Origin of the sequence: Sandaracinobacteroides saxicola, assembly GCF_014117445.1 — a bacterium.
GTDB lineage: Bacteria > Pseudomonadota > Alphaproteobacteria > Sphingomonadales > Sphingomonadaceae > Sandaracinobacteroides_A > Sandaracinobacteroides_A saxicola.
Genome location: NZ_CP059851.1, coordinates 450854 through 470019, shown reverse-complemented (window position 1 = coordinate 470019; position 19166 = coordinate 450854). Strand labels below are relative to the sequence as shown.

Annotated in this window: 2 protein-coding genes; both read right to left on the bottom strand. The window is 73.5% G+C overall.

Annotation, left to right across the window (positions count from 1 at the left end; genetic code table 11):
* Positions 1-2: 2 nt before the first annotated feature.
* Positions 3-3167, bottom strand: coding sequence for a CHAT domain-containing protein (locus H3309_RS02245; RefSeq protein ID WP_182297112.1), 3165 nt, complete (start codon positions 3165-3167; stop codon positions 3-5).
* Positions 3164-19159 (bottom strand): filamentous hemagglutinin N-terminal domain-containing protein, encoded by a 15996-nt coding sequence (locus tag H3309_RS02240; RefSeq protein ID WP_182297111.1) that lies wholly within the window; start codon positions 19157-19159, stop codon positions 3164-3166. Before H3309_RS02240 ends, H3309_RS02245 begins: the two co-directional genes overlap by 4 nt.
* Positions 19160-19166 lie beyond the last annotated feature (7 nt).

Sequence of the window (19166 nt, the reverse complement as noted above, 5' to 3'; positions counted from 1 at the left end):
CCCTATTTCGCCCGCGCCAGCATCGAACGCGAACCATCCCCCACCAGCATGAAGGCGCCCCAGTAATAGGGGTGGGAGGTATCGACGTTGGCGATCATCGTGGTCTGCGCGGTCTTCAGCGCATCCCCCATGCCGCCCTTCACCCCGGCCTCGAACAGCGTGCCCACCAGCGCGGTGGAGGCCGCCACCTGCCGGCCGTCGCGCGCCCTGAAACTGTCGGGGATCGCCCAGTGCGTCGTCAGCACGGCGCGGCTGCCCGCCACCAGGAAGGCACGGACCAGGCCGTTCAGCGTCGCCGCCTGCCCCGGCCGCGCCCGGAACCCGGATCCGCTGGCCCGCGATGCCGTCGTCTGCGCCGCCGTGTTGCACGCCGACAGCACCACCAGGTTGGCGTCCATGCTCAGCCCGGCGATCTCCTCGAAACTCAGCAGCCCGTCCGAATCGCCCGTCTCCGCGATCGAGGTGATCAGCGCCGGCGGGCTGTCGCAATCCAGCTCGCCCTCCTTCAGCCCGTGCGTCGCGAAGTGCACCACCGCGAAATCGCGCAGCGTGCCGCCCAGTCCCTTGCCGTCATCCAGCGCGCTGTCGGTGAAGGCGTCCTGCTGCACCACCTTGGCGTCCGCCCCCATCACCTTCGCCGCCGTCGCCAGCTCGGCCGCCCCGATCGACTTCATCGCCGCGAACCCGGCGCGCAGCGCATCCGCGCGCACCGCGCACCGCCCGGCGAAGGCCCCGCGGTTGGGCAGCGCCGCCAGCTCGGTCGGCGTCGGCCGGGCATGGTTGCCCAGCCCCAGATAGCTGTACTGCGCCCGCGTCGGCGTCTGCGTCCGGCCGATCACGAAGGACCGCGGCGACACCGCGGTATCGATGCGATAGGCCCCCGCCACGAAGCGCACCCTGGAATAATCCCGGCTGTTCAGCTTCACGCTCTCGGCAAAGGCATCGACACTCGCCTTGTCCGCCACCAGCACCCCGAACGGCAGCTGCGTCATCGGCCCCGACGGCTCGGTCACCAGCGTCGTCGCGCCGTTCAACAGGCTGTCCGCCGGCCCCAGCAGCGCCTCCTTCAGCGCGAACGCGCTCTCCACATCATAGACCAGGGGGATCACCCGGCCATCGGCCGCCACCGTGCCATCGATGGACTGCCGCACCGTCGCCGCCAGCTTCGCCAGTCCCGCCGTCCCCGGCGTGGTCGCGTAAACCGCCACTCCCTCGCGCCGCACCACGATGGCATAGCTCGCCTGCGCCAGCGACAGCAGTTTCAGATAGGCCTCGTTCGGCGCCAGCGCATTCTTCAGCTCGGTCAGCGTCACCACCGATTCCGCCGCCTGCTGGAACTGCTGGTCGCCCGCCAGCTCGCTGCGCACCTGCGCCGCGCGCGCCTCCACCTGCCCCAGCTCGGCCTCCAGCGCCGCCCGGTCCCGCGTCGCCGACGGCGGCAGCGTCGACAGCCGCGTCGCGATCGCCCGCGCGTCGCGGTCCAGATCCTGCAACGCCTTCGCGCGCACCGCCGCGTCGCTCGATCCGCTCTCGAAAATCTTCTGCAGTTGCGCGATCTGCGTCGCCACCGCCGGCGGGCTGATCAGCTGCGACGCTTCAAAGAAGGTCGCCTTCGCCGGCTCCGCGCCCGCGCCGCCCCTGGCGATCTCCGCCGCCAGCAACCCGAAATAGCCGTCCAGCCCGGTGATCCCCGCCGATGCCGACGGGCCATTGGCGCGCAGCACCGCCACCGCCTGGTCGAACTCCTTGCGCGCCGCCGCCCCGTCACCCACCGCCAGCAGGGCGTTGGCATATTCGATCCGCCGCTGCGCCACCAGCGGCGTGTCGGCATAGACCGACGACCGCTCCAGCACGCTCGCCGCCCGGGCAAAGGCCGCCCGCGCCTCCGCCGGCTGTTTCAGCCGCATCGCCACCCGCCCCTGTTCCGCCGCCACGCCGCTCCGCAGCCACAGCAGGTTCGACAGCTCCAGCCCGCTGTCGTCGAAACGCTGCATCAGCCGCTCGGCCTGGCGCAGCACCTCCTGCGCCTCCTGGAACTGCCCCTGCGCCCGCAGTGCCGCGCCGCGGACATACAGCGTCTGCGCCCGCAGGATCAACGGCCGCACCCAGCTGGTGTCGCGCGCCGTCAGCGAGCGGCTGCCGCCGGCATTGTTGATCTGCCGCAACAGGAACGGGTCCTGCAACGGGCCACCGCCCGCCACCTCCGCCCCGGCGCTCGGATCGAGCGCCAGCGCCGCGCTCGCCAGCGTCGCGGCATTGGCGAAATCGCGCCGGTTGAGCGCATCGACCGCGCGATAGACCGCCAGCTTGGTGCGCAATTCCTCCGCCAGGCTCCCTCGCGGCGCGTCCGGCCCCGCCAGCAGCGTCGCCGCCCGGTCCAGATAGGCGCCGGCGATGTCGCCATAGCCCAGGTTTGATTCCGACAGCGCCGCATCCAGCGTGAATTCGATCCGGTCGCCCACCGGCACATCCGCCGGCAACCGTGCCAGGTAACGCGTCACGATCTCCCGCGCCTCGCTGTGCTGGCCGCGGATGCTGTAATCCAGCACCTCCACCTTGCGCCCGTCCAGTGCCTCGCGGTCGAGCGTCCGCGCCCCTGCCAGCGCACCCGCCGCCGGCGCCGGCGCCGCGCCCAGGTCGATCGTCGCCTTCGGCAACTCGGCCCCGGTCGGAACCTTGCCCACGCCCGCCATTGCCCTGGCACCCGCCAGCAGATTGGGCAGGAACCGCCCCAGCCCCTCCACCACCAGCAGCTGCTTGCCGCGCGGGATGCTCACCGCCACCGCGTCATAGCCGGCCTCGCGCTCCAGGCAGCGCCGCCCCTCGCCCCGGCCCAGCCGCTCCACAGTCACCGCCGCCGGCGCGCCACAGCTCATCCGCGCGTCCTGTTGCGCCGCCACCGCCGCGCTCGCCTTCGCCCCCGCCGTCACCAGGAACAGCCGTCCCACCGATCCGGTATCCGTCCAGCCGCGACAGCGCACGCCATAGACCCGGTCGAACATGCCGCTCGCCGCCGGGTCGGACCAGATGCGGTCGGCGCGGCACAATTCCCCCTGCGGCCCGCGCCCCAGGTCGAAACTGTCCGGCAACGGCGCCGCGGCCACCGCCGGCAGCGCCGCGCCCGCCAGCAGCATCGCCCCCAGCCAGTGCCGACGCATTCCCCTCATGGCCGCCGCTCCTCTTCGCGCTTTTCCTCGATCGGCGCCGGTTCCTCATTGGCATCCCGCCACAGCGATTCGTTGCTCGATCCGGTGAACAGGTCCACCGACATGATCAGGTCGGGCGCGTTGCTCACCACCAGCACCTTGCTCGGGTCGGTCAGGCGGATCGTCGGGATGGTCACCGCGGACTGGATGCAGCCCGCCGTCGACAGCGCCACGCAGCCGTTGATCCGCACATTGTTCGGGCTGATGCCATCCAGTTGCTCCGGCGAAATCCTCAAGGCCGAGGCGATGCCGACCGTATTCGCCAGCGAGCCGAATACCGCCACCGCCGGGTCCGGCGCCGCCGCGCCCGCCACCTTGTTCAGCTGGATCGATCCCACCTCCACCCCGCCGCCCGGCTGCGCCGCCAGGCCGGTGTTCTGAATGAGCGCCCACTGCCCCACCGCCAGCACCAGCCGGTCGGCGCGCACGATCGCCTGCGGCGTCGGCGCCTGCCGCACATAGGGCCGGATCGCGGTATAGAGCGTGGAGCCCGGGTTCGACAGATATTGCCCGCGCACCTGGTCCGCCGTCAGCGGCGCCGCCCCCAGCAGCAACGCATCGATGAACGGAATGCCGCCATCGGGCGACGGCCGCTGCCCCAGCGCGATGAAGTTGCCGCGCAGCTGCACCACCGAACCGCCGGCCAGGATCTGCCCGCCCGTGCCGCTGGTCGCGCTGTTGTCCAGCGTGTTGCGCGCCGTCACCTCGATGCTGCGCGCCGTCGCCGTGCTGCGGTCGAGATCGGCGCCACCGGCACTGCCGCCCATCGTCAGCACCCGCGCCTGGCCGCCCTGCGCGGTCGCGAACTGCAACGTCCCCGCCACCCGGATGTCGCCCGTGGTCTTCAGCCCCACCGACCGGCCGATGTTGGCGAACGCCGCGTCGCCGATGTCGAACCGCTTCGCCCCGGCATCGATCTCCAGCGTCGGCGTGCTGATCTTGGCGAGGTCCGCCGTCGTCAGCCGATAGCGGTCCGCGCCCGACGGCGCGCCATCGCCATCGCCCAGCGAAACCCCCGCGGCATTGCCCGTCACCCCCAGCAGCACCGGTCCCGTCACCGCCAGCGTGTGCGACCCGCCCAGCGCGATGCTCGCCGATTTCAGCTCGGCCTTGCCGCCGATCGACTGCCGTCCGCCCACGCTGCCCAGCCGGATGCTGGACGCCGTCACCAGATAGTCGCCGGCAACAGTCACCGCGCCATCCACCGCCGCCGTGCCGCCCGCGGTCAGCGTCACCTTCGGCGCCCGGCTGATGCCCGCGACCGTGGCATTGCCCGCCGTCGCCGCCAGCGTCACCTCGCCGCCGCTGTTGACATCCGCCAGCGCCAGCGCGCCCTTCGCTGCCGTCGCGCCCAGCGTGCCCGCCGTCACCGTCGCGCCGCGCACCGTCAGGTCGCTGTCGGCGCTCAGCGTCGCGCTGCCCCGCGAATCGACGCTCGCCAGCGTCGCCGCGCCCCGCGTCGCCGTCACCGTCACGCCATTGCCGCTCACCGCGCCGGCGCCGATGGCCCCGTTCGCGCTCACCAGGCTCATCGTCCCCGCCGCGCTGGCCGCACCCGTCACCGTCAGCGCCTGGCCGGTGGTCACGCTGGCATTGCCGCTCGAGGCCAGGCTCGCCAGCGTCGCCGACCCGTTGCCCGCCGCCACCGTCACGCCATTGCCGCTCACCGCACCGGTCGTCACCGAGCCGTTGCTGCTGGCGATATCCGCCACGCCGCTCGCCGTCGTCGCCCCGGTCACCGCCACCGCCTGCCCGCCCCGCAGCGTCGCCGCCCCGGTCGATGCCACGCTCGCCAGCGTCATGCCGCCATTGTTCGCGGTCACCATCACCCCATTGCCGCTCAGCGCCCCCGTCGTGACCGATCCGTTGCCACTCACCAGCGCCAGCGTCCCCGCCGCGCCCGCGGCCCCCGTCACCACCAGCGCCTGACCGGCGCTCAGCGCCGCCGCCGCGCGCGAACTCACGCTCGCCAGCGTCGCCGAGCCATTGGTCGCCGTCACCGTCACGCCATTGCCCGAAAGCGCGCCCGTGCCGATGGCGCCATTGCCGCTCAGCAGCGCCAGCGTGCCCACCGCATTCGCCGCGCCCGTCACCGCCAGCGCATCACGCGCGCCCACGCTCGCCGCTGCGCCGGACTCCAGGCTGGCCAGCGTCACCGCGCCGTTCGTCGCCGCCACCGTCACGCCATTGCCGCCGACCGCGCCCATCGTCACCGAACCATTGCCGCTCAGCACATCGACCGCCGCCGTCGCGGTCGTTGCGTCCGTCACGTTGATATCGCCGCCAGCCCGCAGGGTCGCCGCGCCGCCGGACGACACGCTCGCCAGCCGCATCCCGCCGCCGGTCGCCGTCACGCTCACCCCGTTGCCGCCCAGCGCCCCCGTCGTCACCTGGCCATTGCCGCTCAGCAGCGTCAGCGTGCCCACCGCGCTGCCCGCGCCCGTGATGCCCAGCGCGCCGCCGGTGCTGACCTGCGCATTGGCGCCCGAGGCCAGGCTCGCCAGCGTCGCCCCGCCATTCAGCGCGGCCACCGTCACGCCATTGCCGCTCACCGCGCCGGCCGTCACCGAGCCATTGTCGCTGCGCACGTCCACCGCCGCCGTCGCCGTCGTCGCCTCCGTCACGCCGATGTCGCCGCCGGCCCGCAGCGTCGCCGCGCCGCCCGAATTCACGCTCGCCAGGCGCATGCTGCCGCCCGTCGAGGTCACGCTCACCCCGTTGCCGACCAGCGCCGCGGTGGTGACCGGGCCATTCTGGCTCAGCAGCGTCAGCGCCCCACCGGCATTGGCCGGCCCCTGCAGGGTCAGCGCATCCCGCGTCGTCACGTTCGCCGTGCCCGTGGCGCTCAGGCTGGCGATCAGCGCGCCGCCGGCCATCGCGCTCGCCGTCACATTGCCGCCGCTCACCGCCCCCGTGCCGATGCTGCCGGCGCTGCTCGCCAGCGACACATTGCCACCCGCCGTCGTCGCCCCCGTCACCGTCAGGCCCGCGCCACCGCTCAGCGTCGCCTCCCCGACGCTGTCGACACTCGCCAGCGTCGCGCTGTCAGCAACCGCGTTCACCGTGACCGCACTGCCCTTCAGGCCCCCCGTCACGATCGCGCCATTGGCGCTGCCCACACTCACCGCGCCGGTCGCATTGGTGGCGCCCGTCACCGTCACGCCCTGTGCCCCGTTCAGGCTGGCCGCCGCGCTCGAGTCCACGCTCGCCACGGTCATCGCGCCGGCGCTCGCGGTCGCGCTCACGCCCGCGCCCACCAGGGCATCGCTCCGCAGGTTGCCGGCATCGCTGGTGATGGCCAGCGCCCCGCCCGCCTTGCTCACGTCCGTCAGATTGATGTCCGTCCCCGCCGACAGCGTCGCCGCACCGCCCGCCTCCAGCCCGGTCAGCCGCGTCGCCGCGCCGCTGCGGCTGGTCAGCGTCGTTCCCGCCTTCACCCCGCTGTTGCTGCTCAGGGTGCGCCCCGCATTCAACACCGTCTCGCCGCCCGTCAGCAGCGCCAGCGCCGGCGGCACCAGCGCCCGGCCCAGCGCCACATCGCGCCCGGCGCGCAGGGTCGCCGCCCCCCCGGCGGTCGCCTCCCGGTCGATCAGCAGGTCCTGCGAAGCGTTCGACTCCAGATTGCGGCCGGCGCCCATCGTGCCGACCGCGATATCCCCCGCGCTGCTGCGCAGGATCACGTCGCGCGCCGCGCGCAGCTCGTTCGCCGTGATGCTGCTGCCCGCCAGGTTGATGTCGCCGCTCGCCGCCACCAGCACATCCACCACGATGGCGCCGCCCAGCGAGCCGATGCGCACCAGCGCCGGTGCCGTCGCGCTGCCCACCGTCGCGGTGCCGCTGGCCAGACCCACCACCGACGCGCCCGGCAGCGCCCCCAGCGTGCCGCCCAGCACCGGATCGGGCGTTGCCGAGCCATCGCCCCTGACAGGCCCGCTGCCGTCGTCGCCCCCGCCCAGCGCTGTCAGCGTCGTCGCCGTCAGGTCGCCCGCCGTGGCAATCGCCACCACATCGTCGCCCGCGCTCACCGTGCCCAGCGTCACCGATCCGCCCACCAGGTTGGCGTCGCGCACCGCGGTTCCGGTCGTCAGCTTCAGCAGCCCGGCCGCATCCAGCAGCAGGTCGCGGCCGGCATCGGCGGTGGCCACGTCCACCGAACCCCCTTGCACCCGCAGGTCGCGCCCGGCGCCCAGCGTCGCCGCGGTCACCGCGCCGCTCGCGCTCAGCGCCATGTCCTGCCCGGCCGCCAGCCGGCCCAACGTGATATCGCCGGCATTCGCCGTCATCGCCACATCCCGGCCCGCCGACAGGTCGGTCGAGCTGATCCGCCCCGCCGTGATGCGCAGATCCTGCCCCGCCGTGCCGGTGTCGATATCCGCCAGCCCGCCCGCCGATACGATGACATCGCGTGTCGCCGTCACCGGATCGACCAGCACATCCCCGCTCGCCGTCATCGCCACATCCCGCGCCCGGCCATCGACCAGGCTGACCGTGCCCGCATTCGCCGTCAGCACCAGGTCGCCATCGCTCACCGAGGCATCGCCGACATTGCCGAACGCCGTCCCCACCGTCACCGCCGAACCGGTCACCGTCACCGACCGCACCGCAGTCGCCGCCGTCACCGTCGCCAGCCCGCTCGCCCCCACCGTGACGCTGCGCACATTGCCATCCGCCACCGAGGCGCCGTCCGGCCCGGACAGATCGGCAAGCAGCCGCCGGCCATCGACCGTGGCGTTCGTCACCGTCGCACCCCCGGCCGTCGCCGTCGCATTGATGCTGTCGCCCGCCCGCAGCGTCGCCGCCTCCAGCGTCGCGCCGGACAGCGCCATGGCCCGGCCCGCCCCGGCATCTCCCACCATTACCCCACTGGTGATCGTCGCACGCAGATCGCGCCCTGCCGCCACCCGCCCAGCGTCCATGCCCAGCCGCGCGCTGCCCGCGCTAACCGTCAGGTCACGCGCCGCGCCCGCCCGTGTCACCAGCGCCGCATCGCTCGCACTGATGGCCAGATCCTGCCCGGCGCGCACATCCGCCAGCGTCACCACGCTGCCGCCAATCACGCCGTCCGTCCCGGCGCGCAGCTCCGCCACATTCACCGTGCCGCCGCTCAGCGTCGCCACCGTGCCCGACACCCCTCTGGTCAGCACCACCGAGCCATCGCCCGAAATGCCCAGCGTCGTCCCCGCCGTCACATCGGTCACAGTCGCCACCGTGCCCGAATCCAGCAGCACCGTGCCACCCGTCGCCGTGCCAACCGTCAGCGCGCCGGTCGTCGTCGCCGACAGCGCGCCCACCGCGGTCACCAGATCAGCCCCCAGGTTCGCGCTCGCCGCCGTCAGCGTCAGATCACGCCCGGCCGTCCCGCGCGTCAGCGTCGCCGCGCCGGTGGCCGTCACCAGCAGGTCACGCCCGGCCTCCACGCGCGCCAGCGTCAGCGCACTGCCGCCGATCACCGCATCCTCGCCCGCGGTCAGCGTGGTCACATCCACCGTGCCGCCGCTCAGCGTCGCCGTCGTCCCGGCGCTGCCATTGGTGAGCAACACCGCCGTGTCGCCCCGGATATCCAGCGTCGTCGCCGCGGTCACATCCGCCACCGTCGCCACGGTGCCCGAGTCCAGAACCACCGTGCCACCCGTCGCCGTGCCGACCGTCAGCGCACCGATCGTCGTCGCCGACAGCGCCCGCACCGCGCTCACCAGCCCGCCGCCGGTGCCCAGATCAGCACTCGCCGCCGTCAACGTCAGATCACGCCCGGCCGTGCCGCGCGTCATCGTCGCCGCGCCGCTCGCATTCACCAGCAGGTCCCGCCCCGCCTCGACACTCGCCAGCGTCAGCGTGCTGCCCCCGATCAGCGCATCCTGACCCGCCGTCAGCGTCGTCACATCCACCGTGCCGCCCGCCAATGTCGCCGTCGTGCCGGCATTGCCTTGTGTCAGCACAATCGCCGTATCACCCACGATATCCAGCGTCGTGCCCGCGGTCACGTCCGCGATTGTCGCTATCGTGCCCGAGTCCAGCAGCACCGTGCCGCCGCTCGCCACGCCCACTGTCAGCGCACCCGTCGTCGTCGCCGACAGCGCGCCCACCGCGCTCACCACATCCGCGCCCAAATTCGCACTCGCCGCCGTCAGGATCAAATCCCGCCCGGCCGTCCCGCGAGTCAGCGTCGCCGCCCCGCTCGCACTCACCAGCAGGTCCCGCCCGGCCTCCACACGCGCCAGCGTCAGCGTGCTGCCACCGATTACCGCATCCTCACCTGCGGTCAGCGTGGTGACGTCCACAGACCCGCCGGTCAGCGTCGCCGTCGTGCCGGCGTCACCGGTCGTCAGCACAATCGCCGTATCGCCCAGGATATCCAGCGTCGTCCCCGCGGTCACATCCGCCACCGTCGCGACCGTGCCCGAATCCAGCACCACCGTCCCACCGCTCGCCAGACCGACGTTCAGCGCACCCGTCGTCGTCGCTGACAGTACACGCACCGCGCTCACCAGCCCGCCACTCAGCCCCAGATCGCCACTCGCCGCTGTCAGCATCAGATCGCGCCCGGCAACCCCCCGCGTCAGCGTCACCGCACCACTCGCGTCCACCAATATGTCGCGCCCCGCGGAGAGATCGGCCAGACCCATGCCGCCGCCCGTTGCCACGATATCATTGCCGGCGCCGATCGTCCCGGCGCTCACCCCGCCGCCCGCCAACAGCACATCGCCGCCGGCGCTGCCACTCGCCACCTCCACCAGCGTGCCGCCACGCACGTCCAGCGTGGTGCCGGCGCGCGCCTCGGTCACCGTCGCCGCCGCCGCCGCATCCACCAGAATCGCACCCGCCGCCTCGCCGGTCACCAGCGTCGCATTCACCCCGCGCACCGTCAGGCTGCCGTCCGATCGCGCCGTCGTCGCCGTCGCATCGCCCGTGCCGCTCGCCACCAGAATCACCTGCGGCCGGCTGCCCGCCGCCGCATCCGCCGTCGTCAGCGTCGCCGCGCCATCCTGCGTCTGCACGCGCAGCCGGTTCACGCCCGTGCCCGCTTCCGCCACACCCACGCTGGCGCCATTCGCGCCCACCACCACCAGGTTGCGCCCGTCCAGCCCCACCAGCGCGCCGCCGCCGGTCGGATCATTCGCCACCTGCCCCTGCGCGTCGCGCAGCGCCGCACCCGAGTCGCCGCCCTCGCTGTCGCTCGCCGCGCCCTGCAACGCCAGCGTCGCCGCGCTTGCCGTCCCCGCCTGCGCCACCACGGCTATGTCATCGCGCGCGCTGGCCCGCCCGGTAATCGCCGCATTGCCGGCACTCGCCACCAGCGTGATGTCGCGCAGCCGGCCATCGCTCAGCGTTCCGCCCAGCGTCGCCCCCGCCGCCCCCTTCAATGACAGGTCGATCGCCGCCAACTCCGCCGCGCTCATCAGCGGCACGCCACTGCCCACGCTCACGCTGCCCAGAGACACCGCGCCATTGGTCGAGGTCAACGCCAGCCCGCCATCCACCAGCGCCGTCGTCACCGCAAATGCATCACGCGCCACCAGCGCCGCATTGGCGCTGTCCAGCGTGCCGATGGCCACGGCGCGCACGCCGTCCGCCTGCGCCGCCGCCAGCACCACATTGCCCTGGTTCGCCAGCGTCTCGCCGACGCTCCGCCCGGCCCGCAGCGTCGCGTTCGCCGCATTCACATCACCATTGCCCAGCCGCAGCACCAGGCCCTCGCCCGCGCCCGCGCCATCGCTGTTGGACGCCAGCACCATGCCATCTGCCAGCGTGACCGAGGCCGGATTCGCCGTCAGCGACGCCTCCACCAGCACATCCCGCCGCGCCGCCTGCGATCCCGCCAGTGAAACGCCGTTTCGCCCCTGAACCGTATAGCGCCCCGCGGCGCTCACATCGCCACCCACCGTCGCCAGCCCGGTCGCCGCCACCAGCACCGAGCCACCGCCCGTCCGCGTCAGCGCGCCCTCGCCCGGCAGCGCGACTGCCGCCCCCGCCAGGTCGACCAGCGGGCTCAACCCCGCCGCCGCGCCGCTCGTGGTCAACGTCCCCACCGACCGCGCATTGCCCGCCAGCGCCAGCAGGACGATGTCACCCCCCGCAGTCACCGCGCCACCCAGGTCGACGCTCGCACCCCGCACCAGCAGCGAATCCGCCACCGTCAGCGCCCCGGCCCCCGCCGTCACCGCGCCCGCCGAAAAGGCCCGCAAGCTGCCCGCCACCGTCGCCGATGCCGTCGGCAGCGTGACCGCGCCGCTCGCCGCCAGCACCACATCCCGGCCGGACAGGCCCACGATGGCCCCGCCGCTCACCGGATCGACCAGCCCCGCCCCCGTCAGGTCGCGCGGCGCCGCCAGCCCCGGGTTGGCGCCCGTCGTCTTGATGCTGCCGCCACCCGCCACGATTCCGCCATTGCCGTTCAGCAGGATGGCATTGCCCCCGGCGCTCAGCGCGCCACTCGTGGTCAGCGTGCCCGCCTGGCTGCGTCCCGCCGTCAGGATCAGGTCGCGCCCCGCGCCCACCGCCCCCGCCGTCAGGCCGCCACCGGCCGCCAGCCGCACGTCGCGCGCCGCCGCCAGCGTCGCCCCCGTGCTGGTCAAGGCCGCACCGGCGATCACCGTCACATTGTTGCCGCCGAACTGCGTCACCGCCTGCCCGCTCAGCGGATCGAGCGCCACCGCGTCGTTCAGCTGCAACACCTGTGCCCCGGCGCCATAGCCGCTGCCGCTCACCAGCGTCAGCGTGGTCCCCGTCAGGCCCACCCCGTCATTGCCACCCTGCGCATCGGCGCCCGGCCCCGCGGACAATGTCGCGCTGCCCAGGTCGACCGCGCCGCCGCTCACCAGCAACAGGTCATCGCCCGCGGCCAGCGCCGCGCCCGACGCCAGCGTCACCGCCGGCGCGCTCACCACGATGGTCCGCGCCGCCGCATTGCCCAGCAGCACGCTGCCGCCCGAAAGCTGCAGGCGACCGTTCGCCGCCGACGCGCTCTGGCCGCCCGCCGCCGCCACCGAGGCCAGCCCCGTCGCGCCGACGCGGATGTTGCCGTTCAGGCTGGTCACCGATCCCAGCGTCACCGTCGGGCCGCTGGCGACGATGTCACCGTCCGCGGTCAGGGCGACGCCACTCACGCTCGACCCGCCCTGCCGGCCCGCCAGCTCGATCACCCCCGCGGCCACGCCGGTCGCGCTCACCGCCCCGCTCTGCGATTCCAGCGTCAGCTGCGCGATGTCGTTCGTGCTGCCCGGCGCGCTGTTCAGCGTCACGGCGCCGCCATTCGCGCGCAGCGCCAGCCCGGCGATCCGCCCGCCATTGAACGCCGCCGCCGACCCCAACGTCACGCCATTGCCCGCGATCAGCGTGCTGTCCTGCGCCACGAAGCCACTGACATCCGTCGCCGTGACCACCAGGCTGTCGATGGTGATCGTCGCCGTATCCGGGAACACCGGCCCCACGCCGCTCACCGCCACCCGGCTCGTCGTCCTCACCGTGCCGAGATCGATCGCGCCCGGCGCGCTCGCCACGATGTCGCCACCCGTCACCGACCCCAGCCTCAGGTTGCCACCGCAGCCGGCATCCACCGCCAGTGTCACCCCAGGCTGCACCCCCTGCGCCTGCCCGGTCGCCGTCGCGGCGCGCACCGCCGCCCGCGACCGCGCCCCGGCGCCATCATCCACCGATCCGGTCGACGTGATTGCCAACGCCCCGGCCGCTCCCGTGCGCAAACCACCGGCGTTGGACAACAGGACACCGCCGCTGCCGCGCAGCGCCACGCCACCCGCACCGCCCTCGATCACCACCGCCCCGCGCGCAAGTTGCTCCAGCAGGAAACCGGCGGTCCCCAGCGCAACCCCGCCGCCGCGCACGCGATAATCGTCAAAGGCAGACACGCTGCCGCTCAGCGTCACGGGGCCGGTGCCGCGCGCGATGACCTGCGATCCGCCAACCCCGGTCACCGCCGGTCCGCCGAAGGGATCCAGCGGCGCCAGCCCGGTCAGCGCGTCCACCGCTGCCGCGTCACTGCCCGAAGCCGTCGTGATCATGCTGCCGGACGCCGTCACGCTGCCGCTCGCCAGCAGGATGATGTCGTTGCCCGCGCTCAGCGCACCTTCGGACTGCACGCTGCCGCCGCGCACCACGATGCTGCCCGTCACTGCCGTCGATATGTTAACGGACGCGACGCCGGAGGTCGCCACCAGCACCGATCCGCCCGCCTGCGCACGGACTGACGCGTCGCCCCCGGCCGACGACCGGGCCACCACATCCCCACCCGCGGTGCCCCCAACTACCCGCGCCGCGCCGGCACCACTGTTCGCCGTCGCCGAGCCGCTGACCGTGAAATTCGCCACCGTCGCGCTCGCGCCCGTCGCGCTCGCGCCGCCCGCCGTCACCGTCGCGCCATTGACCGCGGCCGCGCCCGCCGCATTCGCGGTCACGAAATCGCGCGCCACGCCATTGCCCACCGTCGCACCGCCGCCGCTCGACGTCACGCTGATTCCGGCCACCGCATTGCCGCTGGTCAACAGCGCGTTGCCCGTCGCCGACACCGTCACATCCGCCCCCGGCAACAGCGCATCCACCACGCCAAAGCCGGACAGGTCATCCAGCAGCTTCTTGCCGGTCGTCGTCCCCTGGCCCACGGTCGCGCCGCCGGCGGTCGCCGTCGCCGACACCGAAACCCCCGCCGCCGCCAGCGTCGCGTTCACCGTCCGGCCACTCAGCGTCAGGGTGCGCCCGGCCCGCGCCGCGGCAACCGTCACCCCCGCGCCGGTCGAGGTGATGGCCAGGTCCCGCCGCGCCGCGATGGTGCCGAAACTCAGCGCGTTCGCCGCGCTCAACCCGATATCCCCGCCCTGCGTGTCGAGGGCCCGGTTCTGCAGCGCGCCCGAAACCGACAGCCCGCCGGCCGATGCCGTCAGTGTCAGATTGTCATCCGCCGTCACCCCCGGCGTCCGCACGGCACCCCGCCCCAGCACCACCGCGCCGGCCATGGTCAGGTCGCTGCCGGCGCTTAGCGTCAACCCCTCCTGCGTCGTCACCACCCCGGTATCGAACGCCCCCACGCTCGCCAGCAAGCCGTCGCTGCTCGCCGCGCTCACCCCGTCCGTCGATCCCACGAAGCCGCGCGCATCCACCCGCCCGAACCGCAGCCCGCTCGCCGCGCCGCCCTGCACCACAAATACATCGCCCGTGCCGCCCGCGCCCCCCGGCAGCAGCGCACCACCGACCAGGCGGGTATCTGCGCCGAAATCCAGCGTGCGCCCGCCCACCGGTGCCACCGTCCCCGCGGTCAGCGCGATGGCCGTCCCCTCACCCGATTGCAGCGTCAGCGCACCGCGCCCGATGATCGCGCGCGGCGCCTCCACCGTCACGCCCGCCGCCACCTGTAAAACCGTCGTCGCCGCGCGCCCCAGCGTCACGTCACCGCTGCCGGCCCGTACCGTCAGCAGATTGCCACTGTCGACATTGGCCAGCACCGTCACCGCGCCGGCGGTGGCGCGCATCAGCACGTCCGATCCCGCGGCCGACTTCACCAGGCCGCTGTCTGCCTGGTCCTTGCCCACCACCAGGTCGCCCAGGCTCGCCACCAGCGACACGCCGCCGGTCGTGCTGCTCGCGCCACCCACGCTCAGCGTGCCGACATTGATGTCGATGATGCTGTTCAGCGTCAGCTGACCCAGCGTCACCGCGCCACTGTCCGCCGGCAGCATGGTCAGTGTGCCGCCGGTGACATCACCCAGCCGGATCGTCGCGCCCGTCACGCCCGTCACCGTGATGCCCCGACCGCTGGCATCGGCATTGCCCGCCACCAGCCCGATCAGCCCGCTCGAGCCAATCGCCCCCGCCGCGCTCAAGGACAGGGTGCGGTCCGTGCCATCCACCAGATTGCCGCTGTTCGATTGCAGCGTCACACCGCCCGCGCCGGCATCCACCACGCCCGTGGCCGCCGTCACCGTCACCTTGCCCCTTGCCGCCTGCGTCACCGCGGACGCGCCGCCCAGCGTCACGGTGGACCCAAGAATGGCAAGGTCCGCGCCCGAACTGACATCGCCGGTCACCCGCGCCGCCGCGCCGCCAGCGTCCACGATGATGCCCTGCCCGTCGGCCAGCGTGCTCAGGCCGCCCGCCGTCACAGCCCCCGCGCCGGTCAGGCTGATCGCGCCCAGTCGGCTGCTCGCCCCACCGATGTCCAGCGCCCCGCCGCTCACCACTGTCAGCGCCTCGCGCACCGTCACCACGCCCAGCGCCACATCGCCGGTCGCCCCCGCGCTCGCCGCCACTTCCAGGCTGCCGCCGGTCGCATTGCCCAGCGTGATCGTTTCGGTATCACCCGCCCGCACCGTCATCAGCCGGCCGGAGGCATTGCTCGCCAACCCCGACGACAGTGCCAGCAGACCCCCCGTCCCCACCGAGCCGGTCGCCGAAACCGCCAGCGTCCGGTCGCTGCCATCCGCGAGATTGCCGCTGTTGGAACGCAGCGTCACCCCGCCGGCGCCCACCGTCACGTCCCCGGCCGAGGCGGTCACCGCCACCCGCCCGGTCGCCGCCTGCGTCACGCCGCCCGCCGCGCCCAGCGCCACGCTCTGCGCATCCACCCGATAGTCGCCCACGGCGGTCACCGCGCCGCGCACGGCCGCCGCCCGTCCGGCGGTCACATCGAATCCGTCGACACCGGTTGTCACCGCGCCCGTCACCGTCACGTCACGCCCGGCGCTCAGCCCGGTGCGGCCGCCAGACGCGACCCCGCCGACGCTCAGGTCGGACGTCGCGCCCGACGCGCTCAGCACCGCATCACGACGCGCCGCCACCGCCCCGGCGCTGACATTGCCAGCGGTCGCGTTGATGATCAGATCGCCCGTCCCCGTGGGCGCGTCACCAGTGCGGCTGATCGCCCCCACCGACACCGAAACGCCTTCCAGCGTCAGCGTGTCATTATGCCCGATCGCCCCCGTCACACCCAGCGCGCCCACCGCGTCGATGGTCAGCACGCCGCGCGCCGTCACCCCGGTCCCGGCGTTGATCGTCGCGCTCGTCCCCGCCGTCACCGTCCGCGTCGCGCCGCTCGTCCCCAGCGTCAGCCCGTTGCTGTCGATGGTCAGCGCGCCGCCGGCCGCAATGCTGTCCGCCAGCGTCGCCGCGCCGCCTGCATCCAGGTCGATCGCCGCGCCCACGCTCGTCGCCGTCAGCGCCCCCGCGCTCAACGTTGTCCCCGCGTCCAGCTTGATCCCCGCCGTCTGGCTGACTGCGCTGCCCAGCGCGATCGATCCCGCGTTGGCAATGGCAATCGCCCCGCGCACGTCCAGGGCGCCGGCGCTGATAGTGCCCAGCTGCCCCGGCGTGCCGCTGTCGATCGCCAGCGTGCCGCCCGTCACGTCGCCCAGCGCCACCACGCCCGCGCTGCCGCCGGTCAGCGTCACCGCGCGCCCGTCGGCGCCACTCGTGCCGGCGCGCAGCGTCAACACGCCGCCGCCGCCGATCCCCGTCGCCGCGCCGATGGTCAGCGATCGGTCCGTCCCGTCCGCCAGATCGCCGCTGTTGGCGCGCAGCAGCACGCCACCGGCGCCCACCGTCACCGCCCCCACATCCGCGGTCACATTCACCAGCCCGCCGGCCGCCTGGGTCACGGCACCCGCGCCGCCCAGCCGCACGCTGTCGCCGGTCACGGTGAAATTGGTGCCCGTCGTCACATCGCCGTCCACGATCACCGCGCCGCCGTTCGCCTGCACCACGATGCTCTGGCTCAGGGCGGTCGCGCTCAGCGCCCCCGTCGTCACCCCGGTCGCCCCGAACAGCCCGATGTCGCCGATGGCGCTGGTCACGTTCCCCACCACCAGCGCCGCGCCGGAAACCAGCTCCACCGACGATTGCGCATCGATATCGCCCAGCGTCACATTGCCGGCATCGGTCGGCCCCACAGTCAACCCGTCGACTACGATGTCGCCCAGCGTGATCGCCGCGCCGCTGCCGCCGGTCACGCTGATGTTGCGCACATTCGTCGCCGCGTTGCCGGTCACCAGTGAAAGCGCGCCACCACCCCCGATGGCCCCGCCCGTCGCCAGCGTGATGGAACGCACATCGGCATCCCCGGCCCGATCGACATTGCCGCTGTTCGACCGCAGCGTCACGCCGCCCGCCCCCACCGTCAGCGCGCCGGTGCCTGCGTTGACATCCACCAGCCCCGCCGCCGCCATCGTCCGCGCGACGGCACCGCCCAGCGCCACGCCCACGGCGTTGACATTCAGCGTGCCGCCCGCCGCGATATCCCCGGTCAGCGTCGCGCTGCCCCCCGCATCCAGGTCGATCGCCGCGCCGGCGGTGGTCGCTGTCAGCGCCCCGGCGTTCAGCGTCGTGCCGGCGTTCAGCGTGATCCCCGCCGTCTGGCTGGTCACGCCGGTCACGGCGATGGCACCGGCATTCGCCACCGACACTGCCGCGCGCGTGTTCACCACGCCCAGCGAGACATCGCCCAGCGCCCCCGGCGTCGAGGCGTCCAGCGCCAGCGTCCCGCCGGTCACATTGCCCAGCGTCACCGCCGCCGCATCCCCCGCCGTCACCGTCACCGTCCGGCCGTCGGCGCCGCTGGTGCCGGCGCGCAGCACCAGCGTGCCGCCGCTGCCGATACCCGCCGTCGCCGACAGCGTCAGGCCGCGGTTGACGCCATCGTCCACATCGCCGCTGTTGGCGCGCAGCGTCACCCCGCCGGCGCCCACCGTCACCGCCCCCCCGCCGGCCGTCACCGACACCCGGCCGGCCGCCGCCTGCGTCACCGCATTGGTTCCGCCCAACGCCACGGAGGCGCCGGTGGCGACAATATCCCCCGTCGCCGTCAGCCCGCCACCCAGCGTCAGCGCCGTCGCCGCGTCGAACGCCAGCGCCGCGCCGCCCACCGTGCTGGCATTGCCCAGCGTCACCGCCCGGTTGCCCAGCACCGCCACGTCGGTCACGCCCGCCGTCAGGCCGCCGGACACACTCACATCGCCCAGCCCGTCGGTCGTGGCACCCGCCGTCACCGTCACCGCCGTGCCGACATCCCGCCCGGCGCTCAGGATGATGCCATTCTCGCCGCTGCTGGCGCTCGTCGCCGTCACCGCGCCACTGACGTTCAGCAACGCTGCCGCCACATCGGCCTCGGACGCCACCGCCGCATAAACCTTGTTGCCGCCGACCGTGCCGCCCAGCAGCACCGCGCCATCCGCCAGCGCCGTCCCGGCATCGATCTTCACATTGATCAGGCTGGTCTTGTTGAGCTGCACGGTGGTGTCCTGCGCCACCACGAAACCCGCGTCGCCGCTCGCCGACAGCAGCCCGGCCGTGTCCACCTTCGGCGCCACCATCAACAGCACGCCCTCGACGGTCAGCTCGGCGCCATTCGCCACCGACACCGCCGCCGTGCCCGCGCCGTTGAACCGCACCGTCGCGCCCGCCGCCTCCAGATCGCCCGCCAGCGCCGCGAAACCCGCGTCATCCGCGCCCAGGTCGACGGCCAGCGAACTCACCACCAGCCCGGTCAGGTTGGTCACCCGCGCGCTGCCGGCAAAGCTCAGCCCCGCCTCGTTCAGCACGAAGATGGTGCCCTTCGCCCCCACCGCGCCTGCCGGATTGCCCGACAGCGTGCCGGCGATCGTCGTCGGATTGCCGCCCGTCACCCGGTTCAGCACCGCGAACGCCGCATTGTCCGCCTGCACGAACCGCACGGTGTTGCCGGCATCGATGTTGAAACTGCCCCAGTTCACCGAGGCGGACGTCGTCCCCGTCGGCAGCGTCATCGTGAACAGCGTCTTCGTGGGATCACCCGACAGCAACGCCCCCGTGCCGCCGCCCAGCTCGGGGTCGAGGCCGCCGTCCGCCACGCTCGACGTGATCGTACCGCTCTGCACCACGCCGCCCGTCGGCATCTGCGTCATGCCCGGCGTCGCCAGCAGCGCCGCAAGCCCGGCGCCTGCCAGCAGCCGCATCCGGATCGAAGTGTCTTTGCCCATCGATCTT

Bases quoted from the DNA above. Each gene is read 5' to 3' on its own strand.
- H3309_RS02245 (WP_182297112.1), bottom strand. From the start codon at position 3,167: ATGAGGGGAATGCGTCGGCACTGGCTGGGGGCGATGCTGCTGGCGGGC.
- H3309_RS02240 (WP_182297111.1), bottom strand. From the start codon at position 19,159: ATGGGCAAAGACACTTCGATCCGGATGCGGCTGCTGGCAGGCGCCGGG.